Source organism: Paenibacillus polysaccharolyticus, from assembly GCF_023714295.1.
In the GTDB taxonomy this organism is placed as follows: domain Bacteria; phylum Bacillota; class Bacilli; order Paenibacillales; family Paenibacillaceae; genus Paenibacillus; species Paenibacillus polysaccharolyticus_A.
Window position 1 is genome coordinate 23,582 of the sequence record NZ_JAMAUN010000002.1, and the last position, 19,677, is coordinate 43,258.

At 44.8% G+C, this 19,677-nt stretch carries 14 protein-coding genes; 3 read left to right on the top strand and 11 right to left on the bottom strand.

Translation table 11 applies throughout. The annotated features are described in order from the left end of the window. Nucleotides 1-93: 93 nt before the first annotated feature. The gene (locus M3629_RS08900) at nt 94-846 is read left to right on the top strand and encodes a leucine-rich repeat domain-containing protein (RefSeq protein WP_251504834.1); all 753 of its coding nucleotides are present in this window, start codon (nt 94-96) and stop codon (nt 844-846) included. Nucleotides 847-1,020: 174 nt separating this feature from the next. Here the strand turns inward: M3629_RS08900 and M3629_RS08905 are convergent, their stop codons facing one another. Next, nucleotides 1,021-1,992, bottom strand: a complete 972-nt coding sequence (locus tag M3629_RS08905) for an aldo/keto reductase family protein (RefSeq protein WP_251504837.1) — start codon at nt 1,990-1,992, stop codon at nt 1,021-1,023. A 134-nt stretch (nt 1,993-2,126) separates the two neighbouring features. Here M3629_RS08905 and M3629_RS08910 point away from each other — a divergent pair, with 134 nt between their 5' ends. Beyond that, nucleotides 2,127-2,504 (top strand): MerR family transcriptional regulator, encoded by a 378-nt coding sequence (locus tag M3629_RS08910; RefSeq protein WP_251504840.1) that lies wholly within the window; start codon nt 2,127-2,129, stop codon nt 2,502-2,504. Nucleotides 2,505-2,572: 68 nt separating this feature from the next. Continuing rightward, a complete protein-coding gene (locus M3629_RS08915) occupies nt 2,573-3,145 on the top strand; it encodes a flavin reductase family protein (protein ID WP_251504841.1) in 573 nt (190 codons plus the stop codon). Nucleotides 3,146-3,298: 153 nt separating this feature from the next. On the opposite strand, the gene M3629_RS08920 is transcribed toward M3629_RS08915, so the two are convergent. The 10 genes from M3629_RS08920 to M3629_RS08965 form a co-directional block, all read right to left on the bottom strand. After that, nucleotides 3,299-3,601, bottom strand: a complete 303-nt coding sequence (locus tag M3629_RS08920) for a hypothetical protein (protein WP_251504845.1) — start codon at nt 3,599-3,601, stop codon at nt 3,299-3,301. Continuing rightward, on the bottom strand, nt 3,601-4,380 hold the full coding sequence (locus tag M3629_RS08925; protein WP_251504848.1) for a peptidoglycan recognition protein family protein: 780 nt from the start codon (nt 4,378-4,380) through the stop codon (nt 3,601-3,603). The genes M3629_RS08920 and M3629_RS08925 overlap by 1 nt, the downstream gene beginning before the upstream one ends. Nucleotides 4,381-4,397: 17 nt before the next feature. Next, nucleotides 4,398-4,739, bottom strand: a complete 342-nt coding sequence (locus M3629_RS08930; RefSeq protein ID WP_251504851.1) for a hypothetical protein — start codon at nt 4,737-4,739, stop codon at nt 4,398-4,400. Nucleotide 4,740: 1 nt separating this feature from the next. Further along, a complete protein-coding gene (locus M3629_RS08935; protein WP_251504854.1) occupies nt 4,741-5,052 on the bottom strand; it encodes a hypothetical protein in 312 nt (103 codons plus the stop codon). Between the two features lie 416 nt (nt 5,053-5,468). After that, nucleotides 5,469-11,627: a DNRLRE domain-containing protein gene (locus tag M3629_RS08940; RefSeq protein WP_251504857.1), complete on the bottom strand. Its 6,159-nt coding sequence runs from the start codon at nt 11,625-11,627 to the stop codon at nt 5,469-5,471. A gap of 41 nt (nt 11,628-11,668) precedes the next feature. After that, nucleotides 11,669-12,883 carry a hypothetical protein gene (locus M3629_RS08945; protein WP_251504860.1) on the bottom strand — a complete coding sequence of 405 codons (1,215 nt, stop codon included), beginning with the start codon at nt 12,881-12,883 and terminating at the stop codon, nt 11,669-11,671. Nucleotides 12,884-12,963: 80 nt separating this feature from the next. Next, nucleotides 12,964-15,291, bottom strand: a complete 2,328-nt coding sequence (locus tag M3629_RS08950; RefSeq protein WP_251504863.1) for an RCC1 domain-containing protein — start codon at nt 15,289-15,291, stop codon at nt 12,964-12,966. 24 nt (nt 15,292-15,315) lie between these two features. Beyond that, entirely contained in the window at nt 15,316-16,947 is a 1,632-nt protein-coding gene (locus tag M3629_RS08955; RefSeq protein WP_251504866.1) for a hypothetical protein, read from the bottom strand. A gap of 16 nt (nt 16,948-16,963) precedes the next feature. Beyond that, complete coding sequence (locus tag M3629_RS08960) at nt 16,964-18,994, bottom strand: hypothetical protein (protein ID WP_251504869.1); 2,031 nt, start codon at nt 18,992-18,994, stop codon at nt 16,964-16,966. A 39-nt stretch (nt 18,995-19,033) separates the two neighbouring features. After that, nucleotides 19,034-19,639 (bottom strand): hypothetical protein, encoded by a 606-nt coding sequence (locus M3629_RS08965; protein ID WP_251504872.1) that lies wholly within the window; start codon nt 19,637-19,639, stop codon nt 19,034-19,036. Nucleotides 19,640-19,677: the final 38 nt, after the last annotated feature.

Here is a 19,677-nt window from a genome sequence, read left to right on the forward strand (position 1 = left end):
ATTAAATCATATAAGGAGAGCGCCAAGAGTTATGCATAGTTGAGATCAAGAGATCAAAGAATGAATTTACATACTAATTTTAAGGAGTGCACTATGCCTAATCCATTCGTAAAACGTTTAATCGTATTTTGTTTGATGCTTTTAATATTACCGACATCTACAATTTTGGCAGCTTCAGTCGTTAAAGATCCCGTTTTAACACAAATCATTCGAACAGAATTAAAGTTATCAGGTAAAAAAGAACTGAAAGCAGCCGATATAAGTAAATTGAAAACCTTGTATTCATTGGATGCAAAAAGGAAAGTCTCCAGTTTGCAAGGACTTGAGTTTGCAGTTAACATAGCGGAACTAGTTCTACCCGGCAATAACATCAAAAATATAACCCCCCTCTCCAAGCTGACAAAAATAAACCTATTGGCTCTAGATGGGAATCAAATTACAGATATATCTCCAATTTCAGGATTACGCAATTTGGAAAGCTTATTGATTAATGATAACCAAATAAGAGACTTAGGACCTCTGAAAAATTTACGCAATCTTACGAGTTTGCTTGCCAGCGGTAATCAAGTATCAGACTTAAGACCACTCCAGAAGATGAATCTTGAATGGCTTAGTATGGACAATAATCGCATTAAGGATCTTACACCATTGAAAAACCATCCAACTTTAGAACATCTTTATCTACAAGACAATCTCATTCAAGATATTGCTGTGCTTAGAACGATTCCTCATTTAACCGAGGTATACCTGGGCAATAACCCGCTAAATGAAAATGCGATGCAGGTCGTTAAAGATTTGGAGAAAAACGGAGTCACTGTAAGCCTGGAGATTGATAATGCGGATTAGTCAGATCAACTTAAGTTTAGAAATTTTGCAGTGAGTCGTTAGATCGCCTTTCCTTCCTATAGAGCAAATGAGGCCGTTATAGTTTAACGGCCTTTTTTGTGCCTTGCAGTATATATAAGTCACACGAGCGCTTCTTCACTTGTTAGTCTATATCTCCCCATTTATTTTCCCTTATTATCGCAGTGGCGCAAAATGGCGGATGGAAGATAGGATTTTTTCCGTTTCCGAAATAATATCAGGTGTAAGCTTAAGCTCAACCGCTTTGAGATTCTCTTCAATCTGCGCCGGCCTACTGGAGCCAATGATGGCAGAGCTTACTGCGGGTTCACGCAGAATCCAAGCTAATGCAAATTGGGATAAGGTTGCTTCGAGTTCATTTGCAATTTCCGACAGCTTTACAGTACATTGGAGCACGTCCTCACGTAAATAACTGTTGATTACACCATTCGTTTGATCATTCGCGGCTCGCGTGCCTTCAGGAATTTGCTGCCCCGGTTTGTATTTACCTGTGAGCACACCCTGTGCAAGCGGAGAAAACACGATGAGACCCAGTCCTTCCTGCTCGCATTGCTTAATTACTCCTTCTCTCTCAATGTAGCGCTCAAACATATTGTAGATTGGCTGATTGGAGATTAAAGGGCGTAAATTCAGGCGTTTGCCGATTCCCGATGCTTCCGCAATCTGTGCGGAGGTCCATTCACTGACACCTGCATACAAAATTTTACCTTGTGCTTGCAAATCATCTAATGCTCGAAGCGTTTCGTCCACAGGAGTTTCGGAATCAAAACGATGACACTGATATAAGTCGATATAATCAGTACCCAAACGCTTTAAGCTTGCTTCGCACTGCTCTACGATATGTTTGCGGGACAATCCACGTTCATTCGGTCCCGATCCTTGCGGAAAAAACAACTTCGTAGCCAGGACGTAACTACTGCGTGAATACAGCTTCAACGTGTTTCCCATGACCTCTTCAGCACCTGGATACGAATTCGAAGTATCAAAAAAGTTAACGCCGAGGTCGTATGCTTTGTGCATACATGCACGTGCCGCCTCTTCTGAAGTGGCCGATCCATAGGTCAGCCAGCTTCCCAATCCAATCTCACTAACCTTCAATCCACTTCTACCCAGCCTTCTGTATTTCAACTGAATCACTCCTTATGAGCATGGTTGGAAATAGAGCTTATTTGTGGAAGCGCTCTCTTGTACTATCTTAGGATAGTAGTTAAACTTAGGTTTAAGTCAAGACCTCCAACCCTTTTTTTGAAAGGAAGATTTGATTGGAATTTACGATTAAACAAGTTGCAGAACGCACCCAGTTACCTGCTTCCACGCTGCGGTTCTATGATCGAACAGGCCTGATGCCTTTGTTGAAAAAGACAGAATACGGTACCCGTAAATATTCGGAGATGGATATAAGCTGGCTGGAGTTAGTACGCTGTCTGAGAGACAGTGGTATGCCACTTGAGGATATAAAAGCATTCATGATGCTCTGTCTGGAAGGTTCCATCACTAGTGAACAGAGGAAAGAAATGCTGCAGCAACATCGGCAAAATATTTTGAAGCAAATGGAGACGTTGAACTGTAGCCTCGGTGTCATTGATTACAAGCTAGAACATTATAATGAGATAGGCATCTTCCATATCGATACCAAATAACAAGGTTAATGTTTTATCCGATTGATGATCCTATCCAATTTGAAAATATTTTAAGAGGAGTGATTTTCATGCGACAACCGATCCAAGACGAATCCTGGTATTCATATCCCGGAATGGTGGCGATAGTAACTGCGCGTCATGAGGGGCGACAAAATATTATGGCTTCAGGATGGCACACGTATATCGGCTCCTCCCCAGGAATATATGGCATATCTCTTCGTAAAGAGACCTATACCTATACATTAATTGAGCAAAGTGGAGTATTCGGTGTACACTTTTTGCCTGCACACTGTTCAGCAATAATTCAAGCCGTTGGGACGTACAGCGGAAGAGATATGGATAAATTCAAGGAATTCAATATGGAGTACGAGGAAGGACTTCAAGTCGATATACCTGTTCTCACGGAGGCCTACTTTGCATATGAATGCCGAACGTTATGCATTACAAGCTTGGGTGACCATGAGTGGATCGCAGGAGAAATTGTACAACGGTATAGAGATGATCAATGTTTTTTAGAGAATGGACTCCCTGACTTCTCAAAGCTTGAGATTCCATTATATGCAGGTCGATCAACTTATAAAATACTAAATCACGAAAGCCCGGAAAAGAACCATCCCTTGTATCTTACTAGATCGAAGTAGATCTAATGGTGCTGAATAGGTAAAAATAAAAAGAGTCCCCTTTGGGGGACTTCCTTCATCATTCTAAGTTTTACGGATTATTGCAATCTATTGCGAGTTACCAATGTCAGAGATTCTTAGACTGCTTTTACACTAAAAATAGTAGCTGCGCATCTATTCTTTTTTAATTCCTAGTTTCTTCAGCCAATCGCTCAGATAGTTAGCCCCGCGGGAAGCTAGTAAGCCAGCGGCTACCGTAGACGAGTATGCGGCAATTCCGGTAAGCCCGAATGGATTAAGTCCGAATGCGAATGCCAGTCCTACGCCTACTATAATAGAAACTGCATACGTGCCCGTATCCTTAATAGGCATTACCTTCTTGATGATTTCCGTGATTGCTTCTGTTAAGCCGGCCACAAGCATCCACAGACCGATTGCTCCTACTGCTGTAGCCAGTACGCCAGTTAGAGTTACCATTACTTCTTCACCGCCCTAGCAATTAGGATGGTGTTCAGGAACGCAAGTTCAGAAGCAGTCAGCGTACCATCCTTAGCTTTGGTAATCCAAGTTTCGTCCGTAAAATACTCTTTAGCCTTAAATTCTGTCAGGTTCTTTACAAGCATGTCTACTGCCCACTTATCAAGCTTCATAGGTTCATCGTCCTCCATTACTTCAGTTTTTGTTGGTGATTCTGAAGAAGTACATTCCTTCAGTTCAGCCGCCACATCGTTTAAGAATTGAGTCTTAGCGATTCCCATAATTTTCAAAGCATTCTTGTACGGGTCGGACTTTCGGTTCGGATCAAGCTCATTGTGACCCGAAATCCGCTTCAAGGGATTCAGTGAGTACTTGTTACATAAATAAGCGATGTACCACACGTAGCGTTTGTAAGCTTCTTGGTTATTGATGCTCCCCTTCTTATTGGAGTAACACAGTTCTACGCCGATTGCGTGATCATTGGAATCGTAGCCGTAAAGGGCATTGTCTGTAGTCACGTTGTACAAGACGTGCCAAGCCTTCTCAGTGAGCGGCACACACTCCACAATGACCTTATCATCAATAAAGGTATGTGCAGAAGCACTCTCGACGTTAGCAGAGTTCGTATAGTAGTTCACGTTACCTACCGCTGTACTGCCGTCATTTCCCGTGTCATGCACCACGATAAATTCAATTCCTCGATTCTTAAAGCCGGAACGTCTCTTCGTGTTAATTGGTATGTATTGCTGTACAATAGGATACTTCATCTTGAAAGCCATCTGGTTCACCCTTTCTATTAAATCTTTGGGGGGTTATCCCCTATCTTTTTCTCCAGGATATTATGGACATTTTCCATTTGATAATTACAAGGAACTGCAACCGTAGTTTCTGTATTGGTAGTCTTGAACTCCCTCACTGTCTGCACTGCGAATAATCCGCCTACAATGGTCATAACGATCGGGTTAAGGTTTCCTATCACCTCTATCGAGACGGCGCTGACCGCTACCCCGAAGAAAGGTGCAAAGAATACAATAAGTAGGAACAGTGCAAACAGACCGGCAAACAGAACCATCAGAAAGTCCTTAGCGGAGAAGCCGTCATTGTCGTTCCAGAATGCGCTTTTTACAAACTTCACCATCTTAGCGTACGTCTCCCCTCCGTCTTGAGAGTTGAGCCACCAATTGCTCTACCTTGATATTCAGTAGCCTGTTCTCACTAATCAGTTCCATGTTTTCCTGACGAAGCGTAATGACTTCGTTGTTTAGTCTCTCAATCTTTTCTTCCGAAGCTGTGAGACGTTCGATCAACCTTTCACGGAAGGCCTGTTCGTCCTTAGAGAGCAATTCTCTATCCGTGACCTTGTTATTGTTTTTGCCGCTGGCGTAGCCGATTACACCGGATACAGCAGTACCAACGAGGCCAGCAATTGCTGTGATTACCCCTACGTCCATATCTGTCACCTGACCTTTTCTATCTGTTTGTTGGCACGTTGATAAGTCACATAATAATCCGGTGTATATTGTGTGACTATAGACAACGGGATGTGATTCAATATGAATAATGAATTATGTCGAGGTGTTCTTATTCTACCTGCAAACAGATAAGAACTCGTCCGAATTGGCCCTAGAAAGTTACGAACGCGATGGATTAACCCTATTCATGACAATGCACTTTCCTTAAATCAAGATGTTCATGAAGCCAAACAAAATCACTTCCGGCTGGCTACTCGCTAGCAGTTGGATAAGACTATAGGTATGTCAGAAAAAGAAACAGAACTCGTCTGCTAAATTCGATCCCTTGTAACTACAATATAGGTCGTTTCGCCCATAAAATAACCCCTACCGAGTAGTGGTAGGGGTTATCATGGTTACATTATGAAGCAATATCCGTAGTCGGCAACTACATTTATTGTGGATATTAGGTCGTTACGGTAAAGCACATAAAGTTTCGATGGGACTGTACGGAATTGCCATGTCTCTATGAAGGAAGGGAGGTCTGAATTATCGCTCCGTCTTGCTACAATTCTACCGCCAAGGTCTTTGTTAGCACTTCTTCTGATAGTGATTGTAGAAGTCAAGTCGAACTTCTCAGTTCTCCTTACCGTGATGCTACAGCCGAGTAGGTCGCTCTTCTCCAAGATTTCAAACCGCATAGGGATTTCAGAGAAAGCACTTCTGCGGACCGTTATTTTGGAGTTCAGGACTTTCCATTGGATGGTGTTAATGCTACCTCCGATGTCACTGTTGTCTCTCTGCCTTATGACAATCTTACCGACCTTCTCGTTCTTACCCCAAACCCTTACGGCAATCTTGGAAGTCAGGTCCTCATAAGCCACCCTTCTTACAGCGACTGTGCCTTCTAACTCATTGAAGATGTGAATCTCAATGGATGACTTGAGGTCTTTGTCAGCGGACTGGCGAACCGAAAGTTTACTTGGCAGGTTATTGTGAACGTGCGCTTCGATGTAAGAAAGCAAGTCACTGTCTGCTACAGGAATAATGAATACTTTACCTGTCATTTTGTTGAGTGCAGGGACACCCAAAGCTGTAACAAGGTCGGAGTTGCCTCTGTAAACTATCTTTACATCAGATCCTAGATCTGCTACTCCGTTTCCGCGAACCACCATGTTACCTGTGATATCTGCAACAGAGTTGATAACAACAGTAACACGTCCCTCAATGCCCGACGATGGGTTTACTTCAACACTTGATTCAAGGTCAACACCGCCAACGGGAATGAAGTCTGCCTTACCGGTCATCCAGTTGTCGAACCTTACACCGATTGTCGATGGGAGGTAATTACTGATTAACGGAATAATTACAGAAACTAGGTCTCTGTTCTCGTTCCTGATAATCGTCGCTTGTCCCGCCAAATCGTTCTCACCAAACGCCTGTACTGAGATTGTTCCAGTGAACTGGGACCACTCTTGAACCTGAAGCATGGACGGAATCTCGCTGATGAAGCGGTTTTTAATTCCGATAATTGCCATAAGATCTTTATTATCGTAGGCAGGGACGGCGATGCAAGATGCTAAGTTACCTGAAATGATACGAATACTCGAAGGGATCATGCTTGCGCCCCAAACTTCAATGCTTCCCAAGATGTCATTCATATATTTCACGTAAATTTTACTACCCAGGTCTTCCGTTCCACCGAACATTATGAATAAGGAGGATTCGATGTCTCTTCGCTCAAGCACCTCGATCGTAGACGTAATGTTAGGTCTACTTACTGCCAAGACCCCTTCAAAGGCTTCGCCGTTTTCCCTTCTCACCTCCGCACTAGAATCGAGGTTGGCACTTCCGTTGACTTTAATCGAGCACTCAATTGAGAAGCGGCTTACGCTAACACTTCCAGTGATGGAGTTATCGCTTTTTGCTTGGACTCTCAGTGTGGAGTCGAGGTCGTCACGGTCGCTTACCTCTATGCTTGACGTAAGTTCAGGTCTGTTTACTGCGATGCCGGCCGCCAAGCCGCTGTCAATTGCCGCCTTGACTGTAATCGAGGATATCAAATCGGCTGGAAGCTGGACTTCAATACTAGATGTAACATCTGGAACACTTACCGACAATAAGGTTGGTAAGTAAGCGAACCACGCAGGCTTTACTGTAACCTGAGACCCGAGGTTTCCGGTGTATCTTACATACACCGTACCAAGCACGCTGTTTCCAAGCACATAAAGCGATCCGAGGATGCTATCGTCAGTAATTACGTTGATGTTCAGTTCAGAGTAGAGATCTTTGTTAACAGTGGCGGAAACAGAAACCTGACCGCTTAGTTCACTTTGACTGTACTTCTGTATCTCAACCTTACCAGTGAGGTCTTTGTTGACTTTCTGCTTAACTGTCACCGAACCACTGAATTTGTCAATAGACACTGCTATGCTAGATGGAAGGTCTTCTCCTGTTTTGCCGCGAACCGTAAAGGACAACTGAATGTCGTTATGAGGGGTGACGTACAGACTCGAAGGTCTTTCCCAAGCGTTTACGATAATCCAAGAGAAGAAGTCCGCATTCTCAACCACTTTTACGATGACCGTAGAGTTCAAGTCTTTTCTATCTTTAATGTAGAAGCTGATTGGGAGAGAAGGTCTGCTCACGGTAATCGAGCTGCCAATTGCCGATGTATTCTTATTCGCAACCCCTAGAGAAGCAGGAAGAACAGCGGCATCTCTATACATGACCTTAACCTTAGATGGCATATCGGGCTTACTTACAGTTACGCTACCGATTACTACATTATTGCGTGTTACTTCAATACTGGATGGAATCTCTACGTTCAGTCTTGCAGGGATTCGCACTCTCAGTCGGGAACTCAGGTTCTTACGATACGTTACAATGATGGATGAATCAATGTTCGCTCGGCCACTGCTCCAAATTGCAGGATTGTAGTACGTGGCTTGCAGTTTAGGCGCGTAGCCCTGTGACTCTCTGGAGAAGAAATAATCATACTTGCCGTCAGTTTCGTCTTGAGCTATGAGGTAAAAGTCAACAAGAGTTTCCCCTGCCAAATATCTCTCGATTACATACTGCGTCACGTCGAATACAATACAATTTTCGTCCGTGTTTACGACGTAGCTTGTCGTAATCTCCGAGCCTGTATTCGGACGGTTAATCCAAGTTGTTCCGTACTCCGACCACTGCCCCATCACACCCATGAGACGAAGTGTTTTCGTTGGTGATTGACCGTAGTAAAGCTTGAGTTCAACCTTGTCTACTTCGTAGCCGTCTTTCAGACTATCGATGTTAAAACCGAGTAACGAGCGAAGTCTATTTTCCTGATAGTTACCCACTGCGAAGGAAGTCTCTTCACCGTAGTTTAGGGTAGGAACAGCTTCCCTTACGTATGTGTCCTTTACAGCACTTAAAGTTTCATGCTCACGGATTGGCTGAGTGATATCTACAATACCCGTCATCCTGTTCGTAGGTGCTACACCTAGTACAGCAATGATATCCTTAGACCCGCCGGTTGTTACATCAAGCGTTGTCTCCAAGTCGCCATATGCACGGATCTTCGCTGTCAGCTTACCGAGGAAGTCGGAGTGACCGACATAGACGACTCTAATCGAGCCGCTCAGGTTATTGCGCTCAAGGACTTCCAACTTACCGTTAATGTCTTTTCGGTTAAGCACATAAGCTTGAGAGTTAAAGCTATCTGTGACAGACCGACGAACAACAATACGCCCTGCGAGGTCTCTTGTAATCCATACGTCAATGTTAGCAAGGAGGTCATCTTCTTCTGTCCTTCTGACTACGAGTTCACTGTTTATTGATTTTTCAAAGGTCTGCCGTACCGTCATCGAACCATCCAAGAGATCGTATTGATATACATCAATAACGGAATCAATGTCACTTGCCAAACGCACCCGTACAATAAACTTGGAAGATAAATATTCGTTTCCGTAAGCAGGAATCTCAAGTCTTCCGAACAGGTATCCAGAGTTGACACGGATACTCGAAGGAATCATGCTTGCCCCAACTACGTCAATCTCAGACCAAATGTTCTGTCTGTGAGGAACGTCAATTTTGGAGAGGAAATTCTCACCTTCTAAGCGTCTTACGATAATACTCCCAACGATGTCACTGTGAATTTTTGGGAAGATATTACCGAACATATCTGGACGGGAAATGCTCAAGGAACTGCAGATACGGTGATTATCTTTGCGCCTTACAGTAATCTTGCCAAGCAGGTCACTCATAAATCTCACATACACCTTAGAAGGCATATTAGGGATGGATGCGACAATGCCTGAAGGAATTTCAGTGATGCGAGAATGTCTTACTACGATTCTGCCGCCGAAGTCGGAATAAGGATTCACCTCGATTCTACCTAGAAGGTCAGGTCTACTAACGGAAATGCTGGATGCGATTTCCGAGACATCTCCACCCTGTACGGTCATCGTACCTTCGATATCATCGCGGTACAGTACGTCAATAATACCTACCTTGACTTTTTCGCTGACAACGAAGCTGGATAGGATGTCAACATCTACCGATCGCTGAACGGTGATTATGCCAACCTTGTCAATGTAAGGACGGACGGTGATTGTTGAAGGTCTATCCTTGATGTTTACGATAACCCAGCCGTATAGTGAATCTTCTCCCCAGACACGTACATCCAACTTTGAAGGGGTGTCTTTGCGGTTAGCTACGTAAAGTTTCGTTTGAAGGTTTGGTCTGGATACTGTAAGCTTGCCGTTTTCGAGGTCGAACAGACTAGCTTCTCGGATACTGATGGTCGATTTCATGTCTCCCCAGGTGCTCTGCTTAACTATCCCCTTACCTGCCATATTCGGACGACTAACCGTGAAACTGGACGGCAAATTTTCGAAACGTTTGCCGGATGGAGTGACTGTGATTTTACCTGTTAAATCGTTGTTGCTACTATACTTGTAGATATTGATTTTAGAACTCAGATTCGCTACCCGTGGGTATGTGACCAGGATTTTAGTATCAATTCCAGAACGTCCCGTACTACGAATCACTTCATCGAAGTAAGTGTATTCGAGGGACGGTGCTTGGCTTATTCCTGCATCCATAGAGAAGAATTGCACGGAGTTAGCAGTCTCGTCAGCCGCTACTAGATACAAACTGATATCGTCCGCGCCTTGCTTTTTCGCTTGTAGGATGAAGTCAGTAATATCGAAGGTAATGAACCCTCTTGCTTCGTCAGCGAAGTATATTCCTTGGTTTACTATCTCGCCCATGTCAGGCTGGTTGCTCCAGGTCACGCTGTTCTCTGCCCAAGAGCCATTGACTGCTCTTAGCTCAAGAGGAATTGTCGGAGTTCTACCAAGAGAGTGTTTCAGCTTGAGGATGATTCTTTCAAGCTTGTAGTCCGTACTCATGGATAAAATGTCAGTGATGTTGAACCCGATTAAGCTTCTAAATACTTCTTGTCTTGATTCACTGTAACCTGCGACCAAGGTTTGCTCCGCACCATAGTTCAGCTTAGGGTAAGCTTCCCTTACAAATGCGTCACGTTTAGCAGTCAAGATATCTGTGATGCGCATAGGTTGCGTGATATCCACAATAGCAGTCATGCGGTTAGCAGGCGTTACTCCCAACGTCGTACGAAGGTGAGACACTTGGTAAACGTTAATGTTACCACTTAGCTCGAGTTCGTTTGTGCCCCAAATGAAGGAAGTACCTGTCATTAGGTTGCTGAATCGGACACCGATTGTGGACAAAACGTCATTGTCCGTCTTAACGTTTACGGAGAGTTTGGATGGCTTGTTATAGCCGTACATATCTCCTTCAATGGTCTGCTCCAAGATGTAGTCGCTACTTACACGTAACTGCATCGAGAGGTCTTTGTCCGCAGGGTAAACAGCGTAAATGACCGAAGCCAAGTCTCCTTTTGACTCGCCCCAAATCGTAGGCACTTTACCTTGAAGTTCATTATTCTCTCGGATTGAGATTCGGCTGTCAAGATACTCGTTCTTCGTTCTAATTACGTTAACCTGAGAAGTTATGTCACTGTCCCTTACACCCCAGATGAACGCTGTACCGTCTGCTGAGTTCGTCTCGCGCACGGACATCTTGCCTTGCAGGGATTCAACCATAGGCGGCGATATTGCGATTCTTCCCGCCAAATCGTCTCTAGTCTCCGTAGTCTTTTGATTCACCGTGTGTGTAGCTGCAAAGTAACTATACTTAGAGTCAATTCTGAGGTCTGCCAAGAACGTTGTCGATCTTGGGTAAACCAAGCCGTTTATTGTAAAGTTAAAGCTTCCGTAACCGTAATCAGTTATTCCATGGCCCACCTTAAAATTAAAGAGCTTCGACTTAGGCAGTAGGTCTTGATACGCCGTCAGGTTTAGTGTCTGCTTTGTACTGGTCGTTTCGGAAGCCGCCAAAGTTACGCTCGTAGTCTTAGGCAGTAGGTCTTGATACGTTGTCAGGTTTAATGTCTGCTTCGTGCTGGTTGTATCGGAAGCCGCCAAAGTTACGCTTGTAGTCTTGGGTAAAACAACGTGCGAAGCCGACAAACTCGACCTCGCACCAATGATAGACTCTGCTGGCAATTCAACCACTCCTTATCCCATTGTATTGAGATGAAAACCCATTACTCTGCGGAAGTGACTGTAGCAGTAATATTGAACTGCCCTGCGCCCGTCACGCCATCATAGGTCTTTACTCGAACATATAAATCAAACTCCCTGCCACGTAGTATATTAAGTCCCTTCAGCTCAAGCGGGTTACTGTTATCGGTAAATGAACCGTCCAGACTGAATTGAAGTTCAGTCAAATCGGACACTCCATCCGCCCTTGTCCAAGCAAAGGACATTTCTGTAATTTTATACATGTAGCCGTTCTTCAATCTTATTTTCTTGACAGGAGACATGCCGCCTTCCAGTACTGCCCCGAAGTCGATGTTCGAGATAGGTCGACCTGCATCCAGAAGCAGGAACATTCGGAAGTCTTCAAACCACAGCATTGGATAAGTACTTGGCTGTAACACCCAACGTGTGTACGTGATATCAGGTTGCGAAGAGTTCAGGTTGTACATAAATGCGGGGTCTTTAATGGTTACCTCTGTCATTACTGTTGCTAGAGAGACGTACCCGGCATAGTTCATTCTATTACTGTAGTAAAGGTTGAACTGCTTGGTCGCGTCTCCGCTCTGCATGTTGCCAGACACCCCACCACAGTAGCTGGCGTTAAAAACGTTTGTGATGGTGTTAGAGGCCCATACGTTGTACATGACTGCACTAGCATTAGCAGAACTTCCTACGACAGCCCCAAAGTAATTGCCGTACATCGCGAACGTTACATTCAATACATAGACGTTGCGAATTGTGCCGTTACTTAACATCCCGCAAATCGCACCTGAGTAAGATGATCCTGTTAAGCTGCCACCTCTTACGTAAACATTCTCAATCAGTGCTGCGGCGTTATTCATCGCCCCGCATACGGCACTCTGGTAACCCTGCGAGGAATTGTTTATGTTAATATTTTCCATACCAAAGTTTTTGATCGTACCCGTGCCTAGTTGGGGGAACAGCCCACTATACGCAGTGTTTTGACGGTTAAAATAGTTCCTGATTACATAGCCATCCCCGTCGAACACGCCATTGAATGCTACCGTGTGACCTAACGCGAAACCCGTGCCCGTGTTGTAAGGGGCAACGTTGAGGTCGATATCGTTCGCAAGCTTCGCGCTCTTCGTATTGTAAAGCGTGTTGGACTTGCTACAGAATTCAAACAAGTCGTAAGCATCTTCAATGAGATACGGGCTATTGACAGAACCATCCCCGTCCTTGAATACACCATTTGCCATTATCTGTTCACCTCTCTGAGAGTAGTTTTGTTGTGCATGGAAAAGCCCTTACCACCAATATAAGGTAGTAAGGGCTCTATTTAGCTTTGCCGTGGGTCTGCCTTAACGAGTATGTCGAACATACCTCCCCACATCGCTTGCCTTGTAGTCGCAATCCGCACATAGAAACTAATCTTGTCATTGTGCTCAAGCGGCTCTACATACACTAGTTGGGGGCGCGGTTCAAACGGAGCATCAAGCTTACTAATCTCAGCTTTGGCATGAACCCCGTCAAGTTCTCCTTGGTCTACCCATATCCGAATGTTCTCGACGGGGTAACCTAAAGTGTTCTTTACAAACACTCTCTCCGCCGCCGTGGTCTGTCCCGCCACCATCGTACCGAAGTCGAGGTATTTCAGAATCTCACCAAAGTCGTCGGAGTAGAAGGTCTCTGTGGCGTTACAGAAAAGCAGTCCCGAGTAGCCACCGACGAACGATTTCTCCCAATTCTTTGACCCGCCCAATTCATCAAGTGTCTCGACCCGTACCGTATTGTTCTGAGACTTCTTAATCTTCTGCCGTGGAATAACGAACTGGATATTGAAAGGAACATGGGTATAGCTTGAGAAGTCAGACTCAGGATAAAGCTGTTCGCCGTTTACGAAAATTCGATACTGGACTTGGTCGCTATCGGGGTCAGTCACCTGAAGGTTAATGAAATTACCCTTAACATCCCCTGTGATGGTGGGCGCGGTATTCGTTTTAATTATAATTTGCGTAAACGTGGACAATGTCCCAAGGTCATCCTTGGCTTCAATATTCAATGTGTTTGCGCCTACGACAAAATCTGAATTGTTGATTACCACCGCAACGTTGGCTGGTGACGACTCCAGTTCCGTAAATCCCGTAGAAGGGTATTTCTGAACGTTGTTGAGCATCACCCTGTACTGTACCTTATCTCCTTCGGGGTCGCTAACCGTGCCACCCACAGTCACGTTGTCTTTGTGTAACTGCGTTGCGGATAATTCAGGGGTAACGATCGGAGGTTGGTTGGTCTTGGTTACATACCAACCAATCGAATCCATCCTACCCACATCATCCTGCATCTCTAGCAGGATAAAGTTGTTGCTACCTATATCAAAGTACGTGTGCGGCAAATCCTTGGAGACAGCGATATCAGGAAGTTGTGCCGCTGTCCACCCCACTGAAGGAAATCGCTGAATGCCGTTTACGCTAATTTTGTAAGAAGTCAGGTTAGACGTTACGTGAGATAAGTTAGCTATCAGTGATACGCCTTCCTTATGGAAGGAAGTGTTCATGCTTAGTACATTGAGTTGGAATACTACCTCGGCCCCGCCCATAGACCTTTTGTTGTCATTGGTAATGTAAAGAAAGTTAGGATTTGCGTTACTGTTCCCTGCGTTATTAGAGACACCTAACTGGCCGTACAGGTTATACCCTGCCGCATATGCTCTACCGTCGTTGTCTAATACTATCGTGTGATAATATCCGCAGGACACTTGTTTTACGCTACTGCGTACAAGACGCACTGTTGATTGAATTGTACCGTTCGTCCCATTCCCTAACTGCCCTTGGTCATTGTGTCCGAAGGTGTAAAGGTCATTACTGTTGGAAACAAGCGCTGAGAAATAGCCGCCTGCTGCGACAGACCGAACGTTTGTCATAACCGTTCGCGGTAGAGAGTAACCGTTACCTGTGCCATTACCCGTGGTCACGCCAAGCTGACCATAGTAGTTGTAACCCATCGCCATCGCGTTTCCGTTGTCAAGAAGAACAAGCGTGTGGTAAATACCTCCATCCACCTGCTTTACGCCTTCCATCACTTTTGTCCATCTTACAGCAGTGCCGCCAGATACCCCTAGCTGACCGTAATTATTCTGACCTACGGCATACAAGTCTCCATTCTGAGCGATATAGAAAGAGAAGTTGTAACCTGCCCCTATGTTCTTCGCTCCTGAAGCTGTTTTGGTCGGACTCCAAGTATCTCCTGTCGCCCCCCTGCCTGATTGATAATATGCGTTGTAACCAAACGTATACACGTCTCCGTTGTTCTTTAGCACCACGGAGTGAAGATACCCACAGGCTACCTCTTTAACGTCAGTCATAATAAGCACAGGAGTTGTAGTAGAGTTGTCAGTCCTCCATTGCGTAGATACCCCAAGTTGACCGTAGTAGTTGTATCCCATGGCGTACAAATCTCCGTTTTCAAGCAGGACAAGCGTGTGGTAATTACCTTCACCTACTTGCTTAACATTGGAGAATGGGGTTGTTTTTTGTGGAGCGTAGTTGGCATTGCTTGTTCTGTTTCCTCTAGTCTGACCTAGCTGACCGTAATGATTATACCCGAAAGCGTACAAGTCTCCATTACTCTTAATAAGTGATGAGTGTAGTGACGCGTGGGAACTCATTGACTCACCTTCCTTAGCCCGCCATTAGGCAGGGTCACCTACGACACGAATATCGAAGAGACCCCCGCCGACGGCTTGTCTTGTAGTGTTGATTCTCACGTAGAATGGCACTCTCTCGCCATATTCTAAGTGTGGGATTTCGAGTGTGCTTCTTGGTATAAATGGGTCTTCATGGGCACTCAACTCTACCTTTTCGTAAACAGCGTCAAGGTCTCTTTGAGACACGAACAAACTGACATTCTTCACTGCGTACCCGACAGTGTTCTTCAGATAAACCTTGAACGTTCCTGTCGTGTTGCCCGCGACGACCGTACCGGTGTCCAACAATTTAATGATTTCACCGAGATCGGTGGAATAGTAGGCCCCATTTTCATCTGTAAACATAAGACCCGAGTAATCAATGAGTGCATTCGTTACCCAAGTAGACTGCATACCCAAGTCGTCCTCAGCAACTATCTCAACTTTATGGATGTTACCGAACTGTACTTCTTCAGCGGGAATCTTGTAATTCACATATGCAGGAGAATTCAGTAGACCTGTCATGTCCATGTCAGGCGGGTATATTTTCTTCCCGTTAAGTCTAACTTGGTATCTCAGCATATCCCCGTCCGGGTCGGTCAACCGCGCGTATATGGTCTGCCCTCTTACATCACTCTGGTCAAACTCTACGGCATCATTTACCTTCTTTACTGTTAGCGATGTAGTCCTTACTGCACCCAAGTCATCCATCAGGGTTAATGTAACTGTGTTGTTTCCAACTCTCATATCCTTATTTCTTAACTGAATAGTGTAACTGAATGGAGTCTTGATTAGCGTTGAGTAGTCACCCGAAGCAGGTTGAATCGGTATATTATTCAAGCTTACCTTAAACTGCACAGAATCCTTCTCCGCATCAGTAACATCGAAGCTTAGTATCGCGTTTTCCTTGTGCACAGAGGAAGGTACAACTTTCATATCGGACAATGGGGCTTGGTTTGTCCTTGTGACAACCGTATACACAGGATTAGGCGTAATATACGTGGATGAGGGGTCCTTCGTCTCTACATAGATAGTAGTCGATCCAAATGGGAATTTGGTTGCGTCTATTATATGCTTCGCATTATATGGTAAATTAAACGAAGGTGAATACCCGCTCGTAGGGTATAACTGTACGCCCGTCTCCGTATAGATCCGGTACTGTGCTTGCTTCGCCGCAGAATCTCTACCTGACAAGGAAAAGGAGACGGCCACACTTTCTTTATGGAATTTACTAGGCGTAGCCTTCATATCAGTGGTGTCTATTCCTGAGTGTTCTATCCAAAAATCGGTAATGAATCCACCATTATCACCTCTAAGCACAGAACTATCGGTGTAGTAGCCGAAGACAAGTGTGTGACTCCCTGCCGCAACATCCCTCTCGAACGTGTACCATCCCTGGCTTCCACTTATCGTAGTTATTCTTGAACCGTCAAAGTTAAACCAAAAGAAATCGTAGCCCGATTCGCTGCTTACCCTGTATTGAAAGTGAATCTTTCCCGCACTGGGGAAGTTGTACGTCCAAGTAAATTGCGTACTGGATCTATGGTCTATGTAAGTAGTTCCTATCTGACTTCCCGTATTTCTGTGGCTACCGCTCCACGTAAACGTTTCGGGACTGAATTTCTCAATAATACGCATGAACTATCCTCCTCCCCTACAGCGCATCGGCTGTAACTAAGATTTTGAATACACCGCCGCCAACCGCATCGGCGTTACAGTTCAGCCGCACGTAGAATTTCTGAGACTGTCCCGTGTCATAAGTCGAAGAGAAGAACAGAATGGACTGTGGGTCAAATGGGTCTGCCGCTTCGCTAAACTCAATCTTTTCACTTACAGGGTCTAACTCCAATTGGTCTGCTTTTATTCTCAGGTTCTTCACGGGATACCCCAGTGTGTTCTCTACTGCAATTTCGAACACCTCAGATTTCTGGCGCGCATAGTTCACACCAAGGTCCAGGTATTTGATAAGAAGTCCAAACTCCGTTGTGTAATAGTTTCCGGTAGGGTCTTTAAACATCAACCCACTGTATTTTAAGATCCCCGTAAAAGTCCATATCGTTGAGTCTCCGGTTGAGTCCCTACACTCCACCGTCACCGTATTCGATTGATTGGACTTGAACTTCTTGAGCGGAATCGTATACATGAAGCTGTAAGGTACAGGGAACGGTACAGAAAACGATTCTTCAGGGATGACTTGATCACCGTTCAGTAATACCCTATATTGAATCAGGTCGCCGTCTGCGTCATTAATCGTCCCAGAAATCGTGTTACCTTTCATCCTAAGATCAAGTACGGGCTTGCTGTTAACCTTCGTGACTGTGCTCGAACCGCTAACTATGGTTGTATTTGTCTTGAAGTTGTCCTTGGCTTCTACAGTGATTGTGTTCACTCCGTTAACCAATTCACTCGCCCTAAACGACCGCCTGATATGCAGCGGTGATGTGTACTGAGATACTGACCAATCGGAGTATACCGCCCCATTCAAGAGCACCCTATATGTCATCCCGTCATTCAGGTCTTCGTCCGTAACTGTAGCTTCAAAGAAGACGTTCTCGCTATGAACGGATGCTTTATCTACCGAGGTAACAATTAGCGGCTGTTTGTTGACCACGGTTACCGTAAAGTTCTTGGTATGTATCCCGCCAAAGTTATCCTTCATCTCAATCGTTACAGTATTTTCTCCGAGGGCAAACAAGTTGTTATTTAAGGTAATAGAGTTCCCTGAAACTGGAATAGGGGACATGGCACCGAATGGTATAATCAAATTGCCGTTAACCTTAACCTGCCACGATGCTGTTGAAGCTGTGCCCGCCGTCTCGTTGTCCACGTCAAAGTTAAATACCAAGTTTTCATCGTGGATCGTGCTACTAAAGGAGACATTAGTTGTGACTAGGCAGGTTAGATTTAGCACCTGTACTTGGTTATTGGCACCAATGTAGTAAGCAACGCTAGGCATAACAGGATTCACCTGGATACATCTGAGAGAAGCCCCTCCAATTGATGACAGGCTACTAGCTGCTAAGCTGCCCTGATAAACTCCATTATCTTTCCTAAAACATCCGAGAGTACCATTCGACTGGTTAGCGCCTGATCCCCAATAGTAGAAATTGGATGTGACCCACAGACCGCTTCCTGTGTAACTGGAACTAAGTGAGTGACCGCCGCCAATGGTTGTCATTAAAACAGGAGAAGTGGCTTTGCTCTTTGTGTCCCAACGGTAGAGCCCATTGTTGGCTCTGTTCCAGAAATATACGTAATTTTCCCCGTCCCACCCGCCACGACTATAGGAGACCATGTTCATAGGTGCGGGTACGGCTACCCTGGAAGTTACAACGCTTGTGTTGGTATTAATGGTCCAGTAGTAAAGAGTATTTCCACTCTTTGACCAGCCTACGAGATAGTCTTGACCTTTATCAATAAATACGGCGTAAGCGTAGGGGACTGAACTGTTGTTCTCGCAGATGTTGCCAATGACAGCATCGTTACTGTACCAATTAACAGTCCTTATGAATGACCCGACTGAGCCGTCTGCATTTTTCACGTAAACGGAAACAGAACTCAAGCTTCCGTTTACTATATATAAAACCTTGTCGCCAACCATTACGTCTACCACTGTGCCAGCATTAGCCAATGTGGTCACATTACCGCTGTTAACGAATATCAATTCTCCAAAAGATACAGCCATGAGTTATCCTCCTTAATAATGGAAAAGACTGTCTTAGGATCAAGACAGTCCGAAATTAACTTCGCCGCCCACGCCTTTTCTCAGTGGAGCATTGATTTCCTCAGCGATTCGATTATTCTTCTTAATCACAAGCGTACCATCAAGTTTTTGGTCTGCTACGAGCCAGAAGTTCATGTACATCGACTGACCAAATGGAATCTTACATAAAGCCTTGAACTGGAACGTAACCCCATCAATCTCTATTACGGACTTATACCCAAAGTTATACTGGTTGATGATCGTGTCCGTCATTCCACCACCACCCGCAAGGTTTACGGTCGATTCGGCATCCTTATAGGTAATCGTATCGCGGAAGTGACCCGCAAGACCTGTCAGTGGGTACTCTTTGTCACCTACTTTATAGGTGACTTCAATTCCTGTGCCATTGAGGTTGAATACCCCGTCAGCTTCGTAGAATAGCTTGCTCCCGTGGCCGATAATGCCAAAGCGAATCAGTTTGTCTCGCTCGAGCGAGTAAAAGCTGTGCTCTTCCTTCGTCTGAAAGTCGAATTCAGATAAGTGAGTGCCGTCATTGTACTCACCTAGCCAAATGAAGTCTTGTTTAACAGGAGAGACTCCGTTATGTTCAGTGAAAATCGAAATCATGTTTTATTTTCCCCCTTCATTGTATTGAAGACTTTATG

Coding starts and splice junctions, on each gene's coding strand:
- M3629_RS08900 (WP_251504834.1), top strand. CDS start 94: ATGCCTAATCCATTCGTAAAACGTTTAATCGTATTTTGTTTGATGCTT.
- M3629_RS08915 (WP_251504841.1), top strand. CDS start 2,573: ATGCGACAACCGATCCAAGACGAATCCTGGTATTCATATCCCGGAATG.
- M3629_RS08920 (WP_251504845.1), bottom strand. CDS start 3,601: ATGGTAACTCTAACTGGCGTACTGGCTACAGCAGTAGGAGCAATCGGT.
- M3629_RS08925 (WP_251504848.1), bottom strand. CDS start 4,380: ATGGCTTTCAAGATGAAGTATCCTATTGTACAGCAATACATACCAATT.
- M3629_RS08930 (WP_251504851.1), bottom strand. CDS start 4,739: ATGGTGAAGTTTGTAAAAAGCGCATTCTGGAACGACAATGACGGCTTC.
- M3629_RS08935 (WP_251504854.1), bottom strand. CDS start 5,052: ATGGACGTAGGGGTAATCACAGCAATTGCTGGCCTCGTTGGTACTGCT.
- M3629_RS08945 (WP_251504860.1), bottom strand. CDS start 12,883: ATGGCAAATGGTGTATTCAAGGACGGGGATGGTTCTGTCAATAGCCCG.
- M3629_RS08950 (WP_251504863.1), bottom strand. CDS start 15,291: ATGAGTTCCCACGCGTCACTACACTCATCACTTATTAAGAGTAATGGA.
- M3629_RS08955 (WP_251504866.1), bottom strand. CDS start 16,947: ATGCGTATTATTGAGAAATTCAGTCCCGAAACGTTTACGTGGAGCGGT.
- M3629_RS08960 (WP_251504869.1), bottom strand. CDS start 18,994: ATGGCTGTATCTTTTGGAGAATTGATATTCGTTAACAGCGGTAATGTG.
- M3629_RS08965 (WP_251504872.1), bottom strand. CDS start 19,639: ATGATTTCGATTTTCACTGAACATAACGGAGTCTCTCCTGTTAAACAA.